This is a genomic window from Streptomyces hypolithicus (assembly GCF_052934925.1).
In genome coordinates this window covers 3,738,494-3,756,011 of sequence record NZ_CM128811.1, presented here as the reverse complement: position 1 = coordinate 3,756,011, position 17,518 = coordinate 3,738,494, and the positions used below count along the sequence as shown (strand labels likewise).

The window sequence follows — 17,518 nt, the reverse complement described above, 5'->3', positions numbered from 1 at the left end:
GCGGGGCGGGAGTCCGGACTTCAGGGCTCGGGAGAGCGCAGGACCCGCAGGTGACCGCGGCGCGCGACCTCCATCGGGTCCGCGGTGCGCGCCCGGCCGGCCGCTGGAGCCGGGCCGGCCGCGCGCTCATGGGGCCTGGCGGCCTCACGTACGGCGTTGGCGAGCGCCTCAAGGTCGTCGCCGCTGGGGCGCGAGGGGGCCGACCCGTCGACGAGCCGGAGGACTTCCCAGCCGCGTGGGGCGGTCAGCCGATCCGAGTGCTCGGCGCACAGGTCGTAACAGTGGGGCTCGGCGTAGGTGGCGAGCGGACCGAGGACTGCGGTCGAGTCCGCGTAGACGTACGTCAGTGTCGCGACAGCAGGGCGGCCGCACGCGGTGCGCGAACAGCGACGTACAGGGCTCACGATGTTGGACGCTACCGCACTCTTGAGCGGGCCGCGACGACTCTCCCCGGCGTCACTCAGCCGTGTCGTGGCGTGCGCTGCGGCCGGGCGCCCTTCCGGGCAACTGACCTGACCTGCGCGGAGACCGGGCGGCACGGGGGGGTGATCGAGTGCTACCCGGTCGCCACTTGGGGCAAATGCCTTCAACCCGCGCGAGATCGACGGTCACCTATGGGCGTGAAATCGAGCCCAATCTTGGCTGGAATGCTCAATATGCGACATGCGGTGGCGGGGTCCTCCGCCGTGATCCGTCCGCCCTGATGAGAGCTACCCTGCGTCAGTGATGGACAGTCCCGTACCTCCCAGCCCCGCAGGACCGGGGCCCCGCCGGCGCGACCGCCACGGCCGGGGCATGCGCGGCCCGGTCGCCCCGCCCCAGGTGCCCCTCTCGACGAGCAGGGCCGCCGCTTTCGGCGACCTCGTGCAGGACTCGGTGGAGCGCCTGGAACGACGCTGGCCGCAGCTCGCGGAAGTCGACTTCCTGGTGCTGGACGTGCCGCCTACCGCGGGCGACGAGGCCGGCTCGGGGAGCTGGCCCGGCGAGTCGGTGCCGCTGGGGGGCGTGACGCCCGCGACGAGCGCCCACCCGGCGCGGATCGTGGTCTACCGGCGCCCGGTGGAGATCCGTACCAAGAGCCGGGACGACCGCGCCCTGTTCGTCCACGAGATCGTCGTGGAACAGGTCGCGGAATTGCTCGGCCTGGCGCCGGAGTCGGTCGATCCGCGGTACGGACAAGACTGAGGCAGCAGCCAGGAGGCAGGGGGCCGGCCCTGGTCGCTCAGTCGTCGAGTACGGACAGGTCCTGTTCGGCTTCCGGCACCGCGACCGTCCCGCGGTCGTCCGGCATCGTCTGCACGGTGAACATCGGGATGCCGTCCTCGGGCAGTTCCAGCGAGCGTGAGGCGTGCACCGAACCTCCCGACTGCGGTTCGACGGTCAGCGCGTACGAGCCCCTCAGCCCGGACGGCACCGGCGGCTTGCCGATCGCGAGCGTCGTGCCCGCCTTGACGGTGTACGTCTCGGTCACCGGCTCGCCGCCCTCGCTACCGGCCGACGCCGTGACCTTCACCTTGGCCGTCGCGCCGGGCGCGGTCAGTGACAGCACCGACCCCTTGGCCCGGTTGTCGGCCGCTGTCGCCCGCTCCGTCACCGCGCCGGTCGCGGGAATGAACGCGACCTCCCGGGACGCGCCCTTGCCGCGCACCACACGCAGGGCGGCCACCACCGGGGCCGAGCGGTCCTGCGCCGGGCTCAGCAGCAGCGATCCCGCCTCGCCCCTGGTGACGTCCCGGAGGTCGACCGCCGCCGTCATCCCCGCCTTGACGTGCAGCGTCTCGTTGCCCGCGGGTGTGATCGATCCGCTGGCGCCAGCCAGCCGCAACGACAGGTCGGCGTCGTCCTCACCGGGTGCGAACACCACCAGGCGCACGTCTGCGGCGTCCGCCGGGATGCCCGGCAGCACCGCGGTCCCCGAGGCCTCGGCGGAGGCGGCCAGCCAGTCGCTGCCGCTCTCCTCGTCGGTGGCCTGGACCACGGCGCCGACGCGGCCGGTGCGGGTGGTGACGTGGACGGTCGCGTTCTCGGCGCGCTCGGCGCTGAGCGTCGACAGCAGCACGGGCACGGTCGACCTGGCGGGCACGGTGATGCCCTCCCCCGCCTCCGACTTGAGGGCGCCGTCCTTGCCGAACAGCTCGATGTCGGCGACGGCGGCGGTGTCGTCCGGGTTGGTGAGATGGACGTAGTCCTGCCGCTTCCCGCCGGTGCTCGCACCGGGGAACCAGAAGCTGGTGTCCGGCGGCGTACAGCCGACACCGAGCAGTCCGCGGCCGTTGCCCGCGGTGACCTTGGTGGTCTGCTGGACGCTCCAGCCGGGGGCCAGACGGCCGTCGGCCGAACCGACGAGGGCCGGTGCGTCGGCGCTGGCTGCCTCGGCGGTCGCGGGCTTTCCGGGCTCCTTCAGGGAGAGGACCGGCTTGTCCGGCCCGGCGTCCTGCTGCTTCCCCTCGTCGTCCTCGGCCTCCTTGCCGTCGTCGGTGGCCGCCAGGGTCGCGGCAGTCGGCACCAGTTCGGCGGAGCCGGCCTTCGCGTCCGGGGCCGCCTTGCCCGCGGGGGTGAAGGACGTGTACGTCGTCTCGGCGAGGTCCGAGGGGCTGGGCGCCGGGCAGAGCAGGCTGGAGCGCTCGACGGGCAGCCGCGCCGCGGTCTTCGCGGCGGAGGCGGAGGCGGGCCCGGTGGCCCGGCCTGCGCTGCCGCCGGGGGCGGAGAACGCGGCGAAGCCGGTGACCGCGGCGAGCGCGGTGACAGCGGCGATCAGGGAGAGGGTGGTGCGGTTCATCGGTCGGTGCTCCCGTCGGGGCGCTGCTCGGGCTCGGTGCCTTCGGCGTAGGGGGGCTGTGGCTGCTGCTGTCCGTAGTCGTAGGACGGGTCGTAGGAGTCGTACGGGCCGTAGCGGCCTTCCTGGTAGGGGTCGGCCTGGTACTGCTGCTCCCCCTCGTACCGCTGCTCCCCTGCGCCGTACTGCCCAGCCTGGTACGGGTCGGCGGGGGCGGCGTACGGATCGGCCTGACCGGCGCCGTAGCCCTGCTGCCCCTGACCCTGCTGCTCCTGCCCGTACTGGTCCTGCCCGTACTGGTCCTGCCCGTACGGCTGCTGTACGTACTCGGCGCCGGCGTACGCCTGCGTGTCCCACTCGGCGTACGCCTGCTGCTGGGGCACCGCCGCGTACGCCGCCGGTTCCTGCTCCGGGGGCAGCGCGGCCTCCGGGACCGGAGCGGCGTACGGATCGGCGGCGGGCGGCGCGGGGGACTCCAGCGGCGCCGGGGCGTCCGCACCGGGGGCGTGCGCGGCCTCGGCCTGCGCCGCCGCGCGCAGCCTGCGCGCCCTGCGGCCCTCGCCCGCCACCGGCTGCGCGGGCACCTCCGCCTCCACCTCCGGCAGGTCGTCGTCGACGTGGCGGCGCCGGCCGGGCAGCGCGAGCACGAGCAGGACCAGGGCCAGGCCGGCCTGGGTCCAGATCCATGCGGTGTGCGACGCGGAGGTCTCGTAGGTGAGGTCGAGCGTGCCACCCTGCGCGGGCAGGACGAAGCCCTGCGCCCAGCCGTCGACGGTCTTCTTCTCCAGCACGCGCCCGTCCAGCGTGGCCTGCCAGCCCTCGGCGGCGTTGTCCGCGATCCGCAGAACGCGACCGGTCCCGCCGGCCTCGCCCGCCGGGATCCTCGTGTGCGCCTCGACCGGTCCTGAGGCGACGGACAGCGGCTCGCCGCCCTGCTCACCGGAGCCGCCGGGGACGATGGTGGCCCGCGCCACCTGCCGGTCGACGCGCCACAGCGCGCTGCCGTCGAGCTGGCTCAGCCGGCTCAGGCCGGGTGTGGAGTCGAGGACGCGGCTGGTCGCACGGGGCGCCCCGTCGCGCACGAGGACGTAGCGCACGGCGTATCCGCCGAGCTGGTCGGCCTGGTCGGCGCCGGAGCCCGCGACCAGACTGGAGACGACCTTGTCGAGCAGCGGGCTGGTGCCCGCCGACTCGGCGAGTTCACCGTCGCCCAGCCGGGCGCCGGATCCGCGCACGAGCGAGTACGAGACCTTCGCGGCCGAGCCGCCGCCCAGGACGAGCGTGCGCGCCTGGTCGCGGGTGCCGCTCTCCTCGGCGACGAACGCCGGCACCTGCACCGGGTCCCGCCGCCCCAGCGGTCCGGCGGCCCCGCCGATCATCCACCCGGCGGCCGCCAGCAGCGGCCCTGCGGCGGCGGCGAAGGCGATGAGCACGGCGACGGGCTGGCGCCAGCCGAAGCTCTGGGTGGCGACGCGCACGCGTGCGCCGTCCGCGCCGAGCACGGTGGCGCCGATGAGCGCCAGGCCGTAGACGAGGGTGGCCGGTCCCGCCCAGCCGGAGCGGTTCACGAAGACGGCGAAGAGCAGCGACACGAGCGCGACGACCCAGGCGGCGCGGATGGCGTAGGTGCGCTGTTCGCGCAGCAGGGCCGCCAGCGCGCCGAGGACGATGCCGACGAGCAGCAGCCCGCCGGCCGCCTTGGGGCCGCCGGGGCTCGCGCCGAGCAGGTCGAGTGGGCCGGCCGCGCCCGTACCGAATGCGAGGCCCGCCTCGCGGAAGAGGGACGCGGGGCGGGTCAGCAGCGACAGCGACCAGGGGGCCAGCATCAGCAGGGGTGTGCCCACGGCGGCCAGGAAGCGCAGTCCGTACGCCACGATGTCGTCGCGCCGCAGCACCAGTCCTGCGACGCCGAGCACCACGGCGATCGGCCAGACGACGGGGGTGAAGGCCATCGCGACGGTCAGCAGCAGCCCGTACGCCCAGACGGCGCGCCAGCCGGAGCGCGCGCCCGGGGCGCGCAGGCCGCTCGCGGAGATGGCACACCGGGCGATCAGCGGCAGCAGGACAGCGAGGACGGCCGTTCCGAGGCGGCCGGTCGCCAGCGCGCCGGTGGCGGCGGGCAGGAAGGCGTAGGCGGCGCTCGCCCAGGCGCGCAGCAGCCGGGATTCGACCAGGGGCCGGGAGGCGAAGTACGCGGTGAGGCCGGCCAGCGGCACCGAGCAGACCAGCAGCACGGTGAGGGCGAGCCCGGTGGAGCCGAGGAAGACGGCGGACAGGGCGGCGAGGACGCCGAGGTAGGGCGGCGCGGTCTGGGTGCCGCCGGTGCCGATGGGGTGCCAGACGTCGGCGTACCTCGACCAGAGGCCGGACACGTCGTCGGGCGCGGGCAGCAGTGCGCCGCCGGCGAGCGAGCCGCCGCCGAGGAGGCCGCGGCAGGCCACGAGGGAGACCAGAAGGAGCAGGACGAAGAGCACCGGGCCCGGCTTGCGGGCGATCCGCTTCAGCCGCGCGAACTGCTCGATCTCCATGAAGTCGGCGTCGTCGCCGCCGGGGCCCGACTCAACCACACCGTGCCGCGAACCGGAGTCGGGCTCGGAGCGGCTACTGCCGAAGCTGCCGGCGACCTGTTCGACGGTGGCCCGGACGGTGGCGCCTGGGGGCGGGAAGAGGGGGCGCAGCTCGCTCGCGTCGACCGACCCCTTTCCGCGCCGCTTTCTCGCCGCGAGGATCTTTCCGGGGCGCAGCAGTGTGCCGAAGAGGCCGGTGACTTCGTCGACCGCCTGCCCGGGGGCCTTGCCGACGAGGTAGGCGAGGGTGCGCAGCAGCGTGCCGACGACCAGGCGGAGCATGACGTACGGGAGGGCGGGGCCGCGGGCGTTGACCAGCATCGTGTAGACGGCGCCGGCCTTGTCGACGCGGTGCGGGTCGGCCACCGAGCGGCCGGCGCAGTCGATGGGCCGGCGCTCGCGGGCGGAGGCCTCGGCGTGGCGCAGTACGGCGTCGGGGGCGACGAGGACTCGGTGGCCCGCGGCGTGCGCGCGCCAGCACAGGTCGACGTCGTCGCGCATGAGGGGCAGCCGGCGGTCGAAGCCGCCGAGCTGTTCCCACACGTCACGGCGGATGAGCATGCCGGCGGTGGACACGGACAGCACTGAGCGGACCTGGTCGTGCTGGCCCTGGTCCTGTTCGCGGCGGTCGAGGCCGGTCCAGCGGCGGCCGCTGTTGGCGATGGAGACGCCGACTTCGAGGAGTTGCTTCCTGTCGTACCAGCCGCGGAGTTTGGGGCCGACGATGGCGGCGTGGGCGTCGGAGTCGGCGACGCGCAGCAGTTCGGCGAGGGCGTCGGGCTCGGGCGCGCAGTCGTCGTGCAGCAGCCACAGCCACTGGACGGGTTCGCCGTGCGGCAGTTCCGGCAGGTCGTAGGTGTCGTCGCGCCAAGTCCTGCTGACCGGGTCCCAGCCGCTGGGCCGCTTCAGGTAGGGCAGGTCCTCGGGCGTGAGCACCTGGGTACTGCGGACGGCCTCGTCGACGGCGGTGCCGAACCCGGAGCGACGGGCGAGGTGGAGCACGCGTTCCGCGCCGAAGGCCTGGGTGACCAGTTCGGCCGAGTCATCCGCGCTGCCGGTGTCGGCGGCGACGACGCTCTGCACCGGACGCTCCTGGCCCAGGAGCCCGGCGAGCGCGTCGGGCAGCCAGCGCGCACCGTCGTGGGAGACGAGCACGGCGGTGACGACATGCCGGGGGAACTCGGGCTCGGCCGCCGCGTACGGCGCCGACGTTTGGCTGTGCACGGACATCGGGTACGGGCCCTCCGGCCGGGGTCCGGGGGTCGCCCCCCGGAAGGCTGCTGTCTGACTGCGTCGACGCGCGCGACCTGTGGGGGCGTTGATGCGTCTCGGACAGCGCCCCACACTAACGGCTGAGCAACACAACGGTCCGCCGCCTGCGGCCAAGGGCAGGACGACGGACCGGTCGGTACGTACGGCTTGTGTTGTTTACGGCCTGGTGCGCGATAGCCGGCGTCGCGGGCCCGTCCCCTATCGCGCACCAGGCCGTTAGGAGCGCTCCCCGTTTGCCGGGCGCTCTAACGACCTCCCCCACGATAGGGAGTGGATCAGCGAGCGGCGTCATGCGGCTTCGATTGCAAGGCGGAGGAGGGAGGTGACGCGGAGCGTCGTTGACCGACGACAACGCCGCCCTGGGGACTGCTCGGTTCGAGCCAGTGGGAGGTTTGGCCCGCACTGCGGCTGGCATCGGTCGGCGGCGCGGCCGGGACCGGTCGCGGCGATGATCTCGGGAACCCCCGCCACGCTCGCCCGGGTGGCCGCGACCCACCGCATCCCCAGAGCACTGAGCTGTTGCTGTCGACCGCCGACACCGATCAAGCGGAGTCGCAGGGCGTCGGGAGCCCGCTCCCTATCGTGGGGGAGGTCGTAAGTCGTGCGGCGGCAGTCGGCTGGTCAGACGGCGGCCTTCTTCAGTCGTCTGCGTTCACGCTCGGACAGGCCGCCCCAGATGCCGAACCGCTCGTCGTTGGAGAGTGCGTATTCGAGGCACTCGGAGCGGACCTCGCAGGCGAGACAGACCTTCTTGGCCTCGCGGGTGGAACCGCCCTTCTCGGGAAAGAAGGACTCGGGGTCGGTCTGGGCGCACAACGCGCGCTCCTGCCAGCCGATTTCGTCGTCCGCGTCCTCAACCAGCAGCTCCTGGAACAGCTCGGTCATGTGCGCCCCTCGTCTGTCTTTGCTTCCCCGCGGTGCGGTCGCTGTCGTTTTCGGCCAAACCACGGCCGAACGACACGAGTGAAATTACAAGTGCGCGGATCCGGGGCAGTCAAGCCGAGATCTGCTATTGGGCCCGTTATTCACTCTGCGGAACCAAGGCTAGGCAGAAAGTGTTGATATCGCCAAAAACTGTGACACATGCCACCGGCTCATTCCGGCCCCTCTTCAGGGCAGGACGCGGCGGGTTCGGATCTTGTTGCGGTCGACCCGCGGAAGCGATCCGGATCACAGTCCGGTCGCGGCGCCTGAACGACGTTTGCTTGCGCGGTTGATGCGCCACATCTCCGGGCCATCGACTGCACAAACCTTTCTCCGCTTTCATTAACCGGATGAGGTGAAACATTACCCCCAAATCGGTCATGAGGTTGACACCGGGTGAGCAACCCGGTCTCCTTGGACCCATGCCAGCGACCGCAGTGCTGCCCCGGACTCACACACGTGGGTTCCGTTGCGCTGTCCAGGCTCGCTGTTGCCCCTGTTGCTGTTCCAGCTGTTGAGCCCACGCGCTCCAGCCACGACTCAGCGTCTTACGTAGCCCTCCGCTACCCCCGCTCGTGCTCTCCATGCACTCATGCCGAGGACCCCGCACCATGAACAGCGACAGCGACCTCCAGATCGCCGGCGACATCCTCGCCGTCCAGCACCTGCTCCAGCCCGCCCGCGAGCACCCGGCGACCGTCGCCGAGTTCGCCGGACTCGCCCGCTCCATCGCCACTGACCGTACGCAGTGGGAGCACCTCGTCGCGTACGACGCCACCTCGCGCTGGTACCACCGGCTGCGCACCGGCCCCGGATACGAGGTCTGGCTGCTCAGCTGGGTGCCGGGGCAGGGCAGCGACCGGCACGGTCACGGGCCCTCCTCCGGCGTGCTCACCGTCCTCGACGGCGAGTTGACGGAGCGTACGGAGAACGGGCGGCGGACGCTCGGGGCCGGCGCGCAGCGGGTGTTCGCGCCCGGTTACGTCCACGAGGTGGTCAATGACGCGCTGGAGCCGGCGGTCAGCCTGCACGTCTACTTCCCCGGCCTGACCGAGATGCCGATGCAGGCCCCCCAGTGCTCCCCGGCCGCCCAGCGCCCCCCGGCCGCCCAGCCCGCCGTAACCGCCTGAGACGCCCGCCCGTCGCCCGACCACCACCCCTCAAGGAATCAGCCTGCGGCTGACAGACTGTCGGCATGCGCATTGTGGTTCTGGCAGGCGGTATCGGTGGCGCTCGCTTCCTCCGCGGCCTCAAGTCGGCCGCGCCTGACGCGGACATCACCGTCATCGGCAACACCGCTGACGACATTCATCTGTTCGGGCTCAAGGTCTGCCCCGACCTCGACACCGTGATGTACACCCTCGGCGGTGGCATCAACGAGGAGCAGGGCTGGGGGCGTACGGACGAGACCTTCCAGGTCAAGGGGGAGCTGGCGGCGTACGGTGTGGGGCCCGAGTGGTTCGGGCTCGGCGACCGGGACTTCGCGACGCATATCGTGCGTACGCAGATGCTCGGCGCGGGCTACCCGCTGAGCGCCGTCACCGAGGCGCTGTGCGAGCGGTGGCAGCCCGGAGTGCGGCTGCTGCCGATGTCCGACGACCGGGTCGAGACGCATGTCGCCGTCGAGGTGGACGGCGAGCGCAAGGCGATCCACTTCCAGGAGTACTGGGTGCGGCTGCGTGCCTCCGTGGACGCGCAGGCGGTCGTCCCGGTGGGGGCTGAGCAGGCGAAGCCTGCGCCGGGGGTGCTCGAAGCGATCGCCTCGGCGGACGTCGTGCTCTTCCCGCCGTCCAACCCCGTCGTCAGCGTCGGCACCATCCTGGCCGTGCCCGGCATCCGCGAGGCGATCGCCGACGCGGGCGTGCCGGTGGTCGGGTTGTCCCCGATCGTCGGGGACGCGCCCGTGCGGGGCATGGCGGACAAGATGCTGGCCGCGGTGGGCGTCGAGGCCACGGCCTCCGCGGTGGCGCGGCACTACGGCTCGGGGCTGCTCGACGGGTGGCTGGTCGACACGGTCGACGCGGGAGTCGTGGCGGAGGTGGAGAGCGCGGGCATCCGGTGCCGCGCGGTGCCGCTCATGATGACCGACATCGAGGCGACGGCCACGATGGCCCGCGAGGCGCTGGCGCTGGCCGAGGAGGTACGGGCGTGAGCGGGCCGGGGCCCGGCCCCGCCCCCGGCTACCGGGTGTGGGCGCTGCCGGGGCTGCCGGAGGTGCGGGCCGGGGACGACCTCGCGAAGCTGATCGCGGCGGCGGAACCCGGGCTGGCCGACGGCGACGTACTCCTCGTCACCTCGAAGATCGTCAGCAAGGCGGAGGGCCGCGTCCTGGAGGCGGCAGACCGCGAGGCGGCGATCGACGCGGAGACGGTTCGGGTGGTGGCGCGGCGCGGGACGCTTCGCATCGTCGAGAACCGGCAGGGGCTCGTGATGGCCGCGGCCGGCGTCGACGCGTCCAACACGGCTCCCGGGACGGTGCTGCTGCTGCCGGAGGACCCCGACGCGTCGGCGCGTGCGATCCGGGACGGGCTGCGGGACACGCTCGGCGTCGAGGTGGGTGTGCTGGTCACGGACACCTTCGGCCGGCCCTGGCGCAACGGTCTGACGGACGTGGCGATCGGAGCGGCCGGGGTACGTGTCCTCGACGACCTCCGGGGCGACACCGACGCGTACGGCAATCCGCTGGCCGCGACGGTGGTCGCCGTGGCCGACGAACTGGCGGGGGCGGGCGACCTGGTGAAGGGCAAGGCCCACGGGCTACCGGTCGCGGTGGTGCGGGGCCTCGGACATGTGGTGGCGGGGGGTGTGGCCGGGCAGCCCGCCGGGGCCGGGGAGCCCGCCGGGGGTCCGGACGCCGTCGACGCGGGTGCCCGGGCATTGGTGCGGAGCGCCGCGGACGACATGTTCCGGCTCGGCACGTCGGAGGCCGTGCGGGAAGCGGTGACACTGCGGCGGACGGTGCGGGAGTTCACGGACGAGCCGGTGGATCCCGGTGCGGTACGTCGCGCGGTCGCGGCGGCGGTCACGGCGCCCGCCCCGCACCACACGACGCCGTGGCGCTTCGTACTCCTGGAGTCGCAGGCGTCACGGGTGGCGCTGCTGGACGCGATGCGGGACGCGTGGATCGCTGACCTGCGGGCCGACGGCAAGTCGCAGGAGTCCATCGCGAAGCGGGTGCGGCGCGGGGACGTGCTGCGCGCAGCGCCGTACCTGGTGGTGCCGTGCCTGGTGACGGACGGCGCGCACGTGTACGGGGATGCCCGCAGGGATGCGGCGGAGCGCGAGATGTTCGTGGTCGCGGCCGGCGCCGGCGTGCAGAACTTCCTGGTGGCGCTGGCGGGCGAGCGGCTGGGGTCGGCATGGGTGTCTTCGACGTTGTTCTGCCGCGATGTGGTGCGGGATGTCCTGGGGCTACCGGAGGGCTGGGACCCGATGGGCGCGGTCGCGGTGGGCCATGCGGCGGCCCCGCCGAGGGAGCGGGCGGCTCGGGATTCCGCGGCGTTCATCGAGGTGCGCTGAGACCGGGGCTCCGCCCCGGACCCCGGTCCTCAAACGCCGGACGGGCTGAGGATGCCGGGGTGCCCCGGCGTCCAACCGCAGAGCAGCGCTTCGCTGCAGAGGCCGGGCGGGCTGAAGATGACCGGACGGTGTGGCGGGAAAGGTGGCGTCGGCGGTCAGATTCGGGCGATGTCGCGGGGGGTCATGCGGGGAGCCCTGCGGGGTGGGGTGTGGCCCGAGAGGAGGATGAGGCGGGCCGCTCGGTGGCGTTGGCCGACGTACGGGGCCAGGAGTTCCAGCATCGCCTCGTCGTCCGCGTTCCGGTTGCCCGCCAGGGCGTGGCCGACCGTGCCGGGCAGGTGGAGGTCGCCCACCGTTACCGCGTCGGGGTCACCGTTGCTGCGCTGCAGGGTCTCCGCCGCCGTCCATGGGCCGATGCCGGGGATCAGTTGCAGGCGGGCGGCGGCGTCTGTGGGAGCCATGGCCACCGCCTCCTCCAGCCGCCGGGCCACCCGGACCGCCCGCAGGATCGTCGCGGAACGTTTGCTGTCGACGCCCGCCTTGTGCCACTCCCAGGAGGGGATCATCGCCCAGGTACGCGGGGACGGCACGATGTGCAGGGGTACGGGAGCGGGCCCCGGCGCCGGTTCGCCGTACTGACGGAGCAGCAGGTGCCAGGCGCGGTAGGCCTCGACCGTCGTGACCTTCTGCTCCAGGATCGAGGGGATCAGCGACTCCAGGACCAGGCCGGTGCGGCCCAGCCGCAGGCCGGGGCGGCGGCGCCAGGCCTGGGCGACGACACGGTGGCGGGGAACGAAGGCGGAGGGGTCGTCGAACGCCCCGAGGAGGGCGGGCAGTCGGTCCAGCAGCCAGTCGGCCCCCTCCCCCCAGGCCGCCGCCTCCACCACCGCGGTACGTGCGACCACCCGCAGGGTGCCGGGACCTTCCGGGGTGAGGCAGGTCCGCCAGAAGGAGCCGTCGGGCGTGGCGCGGAACGTCGGGTCGCCGGGCCCGCGCCGCAGCGGTCCGAGAACCAGGGCGAGATCGAGAGGCCCCGGAGGCGTCCAGGTCCGGGTATGGGTACGGGTGGAGGCGGGGGCGGACGAGGGGGCGCGGGTGCGCGCGGGCTCTTCGCGCGGTGCCGGGACGGCCGCGGGGTTCGCCCCTGCGGCTCCGGGCACCGGGGTGCGCGGCGCTGGGCGGGGGGCGAAGCGGCCTGACACGGGCGGGGTCCTCGAATCCGGGGCGGGGGTTCGGGCGTACGGCTCGGGCGTACGGCTCGGCTCGAGGGTACGGCCGCACCGGAGCGGATGGCGAGGAGCCGGGCGGGAGCCCGGTCACGGGCGGGAGCCGCCGGGTGCACTCACTGGTCGGAGGAGAAGCGCACTGCCGCGTCCGGCAGCTCCGCCCCGCACCACACCCGTACGCCGTCCCGCAGCTCGTTGTCCGCGCCCACCACCGCGCCGTCGCCGACGACCACGCCGGACAGCACCGTACGGGCGCCGACCTGCGCGCCCTCGCCGATCAGCGAGTCGTTGATCATCGCGCCCGCACCGATCACCGCACCGGACAGGACGGCGCTGCCGTCTATGCGGGCGCCCTCGCCGACGACCGCGCCTTCGGCCACCACCGTGCCGCCGGTCAGCTTCGCGTCGGGGGCGACCCGCGCGCCCGGCAGGACCAGCCGGTCGCCGCAGCGGCCCGGCACCGCCGGGGACGGGGCGCGGCCGAGCACCAGGTCGGCGGAGCCGCGGACGAAGGCCTGCGGGGTGCCGAGGTCCAGCCAGTACGTCGAGTCGACCATGCCCTGGAGGTGCGCTCCGCGGGCGAGCAGGTCGGGGAAGGTCTCGCGCTCGACGGAGACCGGCCGGCCCGCCGGGATGGTGTCGATGACCGAGCGGCGGAAGACGTACGCCCCCGCGTTGATCTGGTCGGTGACGATCTCCTCGGGCGTCTGCGGCTTTTCGAGGAAGGCCGTGACGCGGCCCGTGGAGTCGGTCGGCACCAGGCCGAAGGCTCGGGGGTCCTCCACCCGGGTCAGGTGCAGCGAGACGTCCGCGCCCGACGACCGGTGGGTGGAGACGAGGGCCTCGATGTCGAGGCCGGTGAGTATGTCGCCGTTGAATATGAGCACCGGCTCGTCGGGCCCGGACCGGAGCCGCGAGGCGACGTTGCGGATCGCTCCGCCGGTGCCGAGCGGCTCGTCCTCGGTGACGTACTCCAGGTGCAGACCGAGCTCGGAGCCGTCGCCGAAGTACGGCTCGAAGACTTCGGCGAGGTATGACGTCGCGAGGACGACGTGTTCGACCCCGGCCGCCCGGGCGCGTGCCAGCTGGTGGGTGAGGAAGGGCACGCCCGCCGCGGGGACCATCGGCTTGGGCGTGTGCACGGTGAGGGGACGCAGCCTGGTGCCCTTGCCTCCGACCAGGAGGATCGCTTCAGTCACCTTGTCGTCTCTGCTTCCTGCTGGGGCCGGCCGGGTACGGGCAGGCCAGTGTATGCAGACCGTGCGATGCGGACGGTTCGCGCAGAGCGTTCCGTGCGTTCCGTGCGTTCCGTGCCTCCCGGTCGGCCCGTCAGCGGCCCTGGAGGCGGGCCGCGGTGTCGCGGGTGGTGCCGAGCTGGTTGTAGAGGCGTGCCCCCGGGCACTCGGTGGCGAACCCGTCCCGGTGCCCGGAGATGACGTTGAGCGTGACGTTGGCGCCCTTGCCGTAGCGGCCGCCGCCGCCGGACGTGAGGACCGTCTTGGCGCTCGGGTTGGCTCCGTGCAGCCCGAGCTTCCAGGCGGTGAGTTTGGCGACCGCGGTCACCGCGGCGGCGGGCGGACTGGTCGAGGAGAAGGTTCCGAGGACGGCGATGCCCGTGCTGTTGCTGTTGAAACCGAGAGTGTGCGCCCCCATGACGGGCTTCGCCACACCCCCGGCCCGTCCTTCGTAGATCCTTCCGCACTTGTCGATGGCGAAGTTGTAGCCGAAGTCGCGCCAGCCGCTGCTCTTGACGTGGTAGCGGTAAATACTGCGCAGGACGGAGGGCGCCTGCGAACAGGTGTAGTTGTTGCCGGTCGCGCTGTGGTGCACGAAGGCCGCCTTGACGCGCTTGGTGTAGACGAAGTTGCGTTCGCGGAGCCGCTCGTCGGCGCCCCAGCCCCTGCGCGTGACGATGCCGGGGCGCGGTCCGATGTACGGCTTCGCACCCAGGAAGTCCGTCTCGGCCTCCGTCTCTTCGCGGGTCAGCGCCGGGATCTCGGTGGCGCCGAGCGGGACCAGGTCGGCGTTGACCGCCGAAGTCGCCGCGTCCTCCGCGGTCATGACTCCGCCCCCGTTGCCCCGGGGCTCCTCGTCGGGGGCCTCCGCCCCGCCGGGCGGGGGTTCGTCGCCGGGGTCGACCAGTTCGAGGCGCAGGCCCGCGGGGAGGGGCCGGGGGCCGGCGGCGGCGCGGGGGGTGGCCTCCGGAAGGACCCGTACCTCCACCCCGTCGCTGGCGCCGACCCACAGCGGGGCTGTCGAGCCGCGGACGGTCGCCGCGTCGCGTTCGGCCGTCCCGGTGTCGGGTGCGTGCTGGTGGTTGTGGGTCTCGATGTCCTGCCACCCGGACCAGGCCGCCGTGTCCCTGCTCCGGGTACGGACCCGGACCGACCCGTGGAGCTCGGTGCCGGGGTCGTCCCAGACCACCCCGACCAGCGAGAACGGCCGGGCCTCGCGCTGTGCGAGGCCTTGGGCGGCGGCGCCGCCCGGCGCCCGGTCGGACCCGGGCGCGAGGGGGCCCAGTGGCAGCGACTGGGTGGAGCCGGGTGGAGCCGTACTGGTGGAGGCGGCGGACGCACCGGACACCCCTGAGGCAGTTGGGGCGGCGATGGCGGCAGAGGCGGCGGTGGGCAGGACCAGAGCGGCGGTGCACGCGACGCCGATCGCGGAAGCAAGGAATGCACGCATAGTGCAGATCTTGGTCATAGTCAGACAAATCTGTCCATCTGTGATGTGACGATGCGTCGGCCGAACCGGTGTACGCCCGCCCCGCCCACACCCCGGCCGGCCCTGCCCCCCGCGGGCGGGTGCGGCGTACCCTTGCGCGGGTGAACGCCACCGATCGCACCCCCGCCGACCTGCTGCGATCCGCGCTCGCCGCGGACCCGGCCCACCCCCTGGTCACCTTCTACGACGACGCCACCGGCGAACGCGTGGAACTGTCCGTCGCCACCTTCGCCAATTGGGTGGCCAAGACCGCCAATCTGCTCCAGGGCGACCTGGCCGCCGGCCCCGGCGACCGCCTCGCGCTGCTGCTGCCCGCGCACTGGCAGACCGCCGTATGGCTGATCGCCTGCTCCTCCGTCGGGGTGGTCGCCGACATCGGCGGCGACCCGGCCGACGCCGATCTGGTGGTCGCCGGGCCCGAACCCGACGTCCTCGAAGCGGCGCGCGCCTGCGGCGGAGAGCGCGTGGCGCTCGCCCTGCGCCCGCTGGGCGGTCGCTTCCCGCAGCCGCCCGCCGGGTTCATGGACTACGCCGTGGAGGTACCGGGGCAGGGCGACCGTTTCGCTCCGTATACCCCCGTCGACCCGGACGCGGTGGCGCTCGGCGTGGACGGCGGACAGCTCACCGCCGCGCAGCTGGTCGACCGGGCCCGGTCGGACGCCGACGCCCTGGGGCTCGGCTCCGGGGCGCGGCTGCTGTCGGGGCTGGCGTACGACACCTGGGAGGGGCTGTCCTCGGGACTGTTCGCGCCGCTGGCGGCGGGCGGGTCCGTGGTGCTGTGCCGAAACCTGGGCGGGCTCTCCGAGGACGGCCTGGCCCAGCGGATCGAGAGCGAACGGGTCACCAACACAGCGGTACGACAAGCGCGCTGAGGGCACCCGTCCGGCCCACCCGCTGACGAGTCCCCCGGCCCGCGGTACCGGCGGCGGTACATGATCGGGCGGTACGTACCGCACAACCCTGGGCGAGGTTCGGCCGTCTACCCCTGCGACCGGCGGCCCCGTGCGCCGCCGACTCCGCGAAGGATGGACGCAGACGTGACCGACAGCGCTGGCACGCCCTCCGGACCGGACACACCGGGCGGCGAGGACGCCAAGAACGCCAAGGCCGCAGGCGAGGAAACCCCGGCCGCCGACACCGCCGACACCGGCGGCAACAGCGACACCGACAGCACCGGCAGCACCGCCGCCACCGACGGCAAGGGCGCCACCGACGCCACAGACGAGGTGGCCGCAGCCGACCGTCGGCGGCGCTGGCTCCGCTGGACCGCTCTCGGCGCTTCCTTCGTCCTCCTCGTCGCGGCCGGCGTCGGCTGGTGGCTGTACAAGCGGCTCGACGGCAACATCACCACGGACACCACCGCCGCCGCCGAGCTGGAGGCGTACGAGAAGGAACGCCCCACCCCCATCGCGGTCGACGCCCAGAACATCCTGCTCATCGGGTCGGACACCCGCTCCGGCAAGGGCAACGCCAAGTACGGTCGGGACAAGGGCACTCAGCGCTCCGACACGACGATCCTGCTGCACCTGGCCGCGGACCGGAAGAGCGCGACGGCCGTCTCCCTCCCCCGCGACCTGATGGTGGACATCCCGAGCTGTCTGGGACGCGACGGCAAGCGCACGCGGAAGCAGTTCACGCAGTTCAACTCGGCGTACGAGCTGGGCGGTACGGCGTGCACGATCCGCACCGTCGAGGGGCTCACCGGCATCCGCCTAAACCACCACATGGTCGTCGACTTCGCGGGCTTCAAGGGAATGGTCGACGCGGTGAACGGCGTCGAGATCTGCCTGGAGGAGCCGGTCGACGACAAGCAGGCAAAGCTCAAACTGGACGCGGGCCTGCAGAAGCTCAACGGCGAGCAGGCACTGGGGTACGTACGGGCCCGCAAGTCCATCGGCGACGGCAGTGACACCGAACGCATGGAGCGCCAGCAGCAGTTCCTCGGCGCGCTGGTCAACAAGGTGCAGAGCAACGGCGTGCTGCTCAACCCCACCCGCCTCTACCCCGTGCTGGACGCGGCGACGAAGTCGCTGACCACCGACCCCGGCCTCGACTCGCTCAAGGACCTCTACAACCTGGTACGCGGGATGCGCAACGTACCCACCGATCAGGTGCAGTTTCTGACCGTGCCCCGTCAGCCGTACAGCGACGACCCGAATCGCGACGAGCTCGTCGAGCCGGCGGCGGGCAAGCTGTTCAAGCAGCTGCGGGAGGACGCGCCCGTCTCGGTCGTTCCCGCGGATTCCGCCGACAAGCAGAAACCCGATGGGAAGACCGACGGGAAGGCCGACGGGAAGCCGGACGACACCGGCCCGTCGAGTCCGACTCCGGCACCGACTTTCACCGGCAGCAACGCCGCTCCGGACAGGTGCGAGTAAAGCCCCGGCCAAGGGGGCGTTCCGGCGAGAAGGATTGGGGCGTATTGCCCAGTTGTATGGGGGGTGGAATTTGTCACGGATGTCGACCGCGCTGAACTGGGCGGATAGTGTGACGCGATCCGGTGCTTCCGG

The 17,518-nt window shown here is 73.0% G+C and carries 13 protein-coding genes; 6 read left to right on the top strand and 7 right to left on the bottom strand.

The annotated features are described in order from the left end of the window. Positions 1-20: 20 nt before the first annotated feature. Positions 21-464, bottom strand: a complete 444-nt coding sequence (locus ACU6WZ_RS17745) for a DUF3499 domain-containing protein (RefSeq protein WP_447034104.1) — start codon at positions 462-464, stop codon at positions 21-23. A gap of 262 nt (positions 465-726) precedes the next feature. Between ACU6WZ_RS17745 and ACU6WZ_RS17740 the strand changes: the two genes are divergently transcribed. Continuing rightward, entirely contained in the window at positions 727-1,185 is a 459-nt protein-coding gene (locus tag ACU6WZ_RS17740; RefSeq protein WP_447034102.1) for a metallopeptidase family protein, read from the top strand. A 37-nt stretch (positions 1,186-1,222) separates the two neighbouring features. Here ACU6WZ_RS17740 and ACU6WZ_RS17735 read toward each other — a convergent pair whose 3' ends face one another. From ACU6WZ_RS17735 to ACU6WZ_RS17725, 3 genes are all read right to left on the bottom strand, one after another. After that, on the bottom strand, positions 1,223-2,779 hold the full coding sequence (locus ACU6WZ_RS17735; protein WP_447029022.1) for a DUF5719 family protein: 1,557 nt from the start codon (positions 2,777-2,779) through the stop codon (positions 1,223-1,225). Further along, on the bottom strand, positions 2,776-6,573 hold the full coding sequence (locus ACU6WZ_RS17730; RefSeq protein ID WP_447029021.1) for a glycosyltransferase: 3,798 nt from the start codon (positions 6,571-6,573) through the stop codon (positions 2,776-2,778). Before ACU6WZ_RS17730 ends, ACU6WZ_RS17735 begins: the two co-directional genes overlap by 4 nt. A gap of 663 nt (positions 6,574-7,236) precedes the next feature. Further along, entirely contained in the window at positions 7,237-7,500 is a 264-nt protein-coding gene (locus ACU6WZ_RS17725) for a WhiB family transcriptional regulator (RefSeq protein ID WP_447029020.1), read from the bottom strand. 650 nt (positions 7,501-8,150) lie between these two features. Here ACU6WZ_RS17725 and ACU6WZ_RS17720 point away from each other — a divergent pair. From ACU6WZ_RS17720 to ACU6WZ_RS17710, 3 genes are all read left to right on the top strand, one after another. Further along, the gene (locus ACU6WZ_RS17720) at positions 8,151-8,669 is read left to right on the top strand and encodes a cysteine dioxygenase (protein ID WP_447029019.1); all 519 of its coding nucleotides are present in this window, start codon (positions 8,151-8,153) and stop codon (positions 8,667-8,669) included. 65 nt (positions 8,670-8,734) lie between these two features. After that, positions 8,735-9,691: a 2-phospho-L-lactate transferase gene (gene cofD, locus ACU6WZ_RS17715; protein ID WP_447029018.1), complete on the top strand. Its 957-nt coding sequence runs from the start codon at positions 8,735-8,737 to the stop codon at positions 9,689-9,691. Beyond that, on the top strand, positions 9,688-11,058 hold the full coding sequence (locus tag ACU6WZ_RS17710; RefSeq protein WP_447029017.1) for a coenzyme F420-0:L-glutamate ligase: 1,371 nt from the start codon (positions 9,688-9,690) through the stop codon (positions 11,056-11,058). The genes cofD and ACU6WZ_RS17710 overlap by 4 nt, the downstream gene beginning before the upstream one ends. Positions 11,059-11,213: 155 nt before the next feature. Here the strand turns inward: ACU6WZ_RS17710 and ACU6WZ_RS17705 are convergent, their stop codons facing one another. The 3 genes from ACU6WZ_RS17705 to ACU6WZ_RS17695 all read right to left on the bottom strand — a co-directional run bounded on the left by ACU6WZ_RS17705 (position 11,214) and on the right by ACU6WZ_RS17695 (position 14,969). Further along, on the bottom strand, positions 11,214-12,260 hold the full coding sequence (locus ACU6WZ_RS17705) for a DNA-3-methyladenine glycosylase family protein (protein ID WP_447029016.1): 1,047 nt from the start codon (positions 12,258-12,260) through the stop codon (positions 11,214-11,216). Between the two features lie 140 nt (positions 12,261-12,400). Then, entirely contained in the window at positions 12,401-13,483 is a 1,083-nt protein-coding gene (gene manB, locus ACU6WZ_RS17700; RefSeq protein ID WP_447029015.1) for a mannose-1-phosphate guanylyltransferase, read from the bottom strand. Positions 13,484-13,613: 130 nt separating this feature from the next. Then, entirely contained in the window at positions 13,614-14,969 is a 1,356-nt protein-coding gene (locus ACU6WZ_RS17695; RefSeq protein WP_447029014.1) for a peptidoglycan recognition protein family protein, read from the bottom strand. A 140-nt stretch (positions 14,970-15,109) separates the two neighbouring features. Between ACU6WZ_RS17695 and ACU6WZ_RS17690 the strand changes: the two genes are divergently transcribed. Further along, a complete protein-coding gene (locus ACU6WZ_RS17690) occupies positions 15,110-15,880 on the top strand; it encodes a TIGR03089 family protein (protein ID WP_447029013.1) in 771 nt (256 codons plus the stop codon). A 153-nt stretch (positions 15,881-16,033) separates the two neighbouring features. Further along, positions 16,034-17,386 carry an LCP family protein gene (locus ACU6WZ_RS17685; protein ID WP_447029012.1) on the top strand — a complete coding sequence of 451 codons (1,353 nt, stop codon included), beginning with the start codon at positions 16,034-16,036 and terminating at the stop codon, positions 17,384-17,386. Positions 17,387-17,518: the final 132 nt, after the last annotated feature.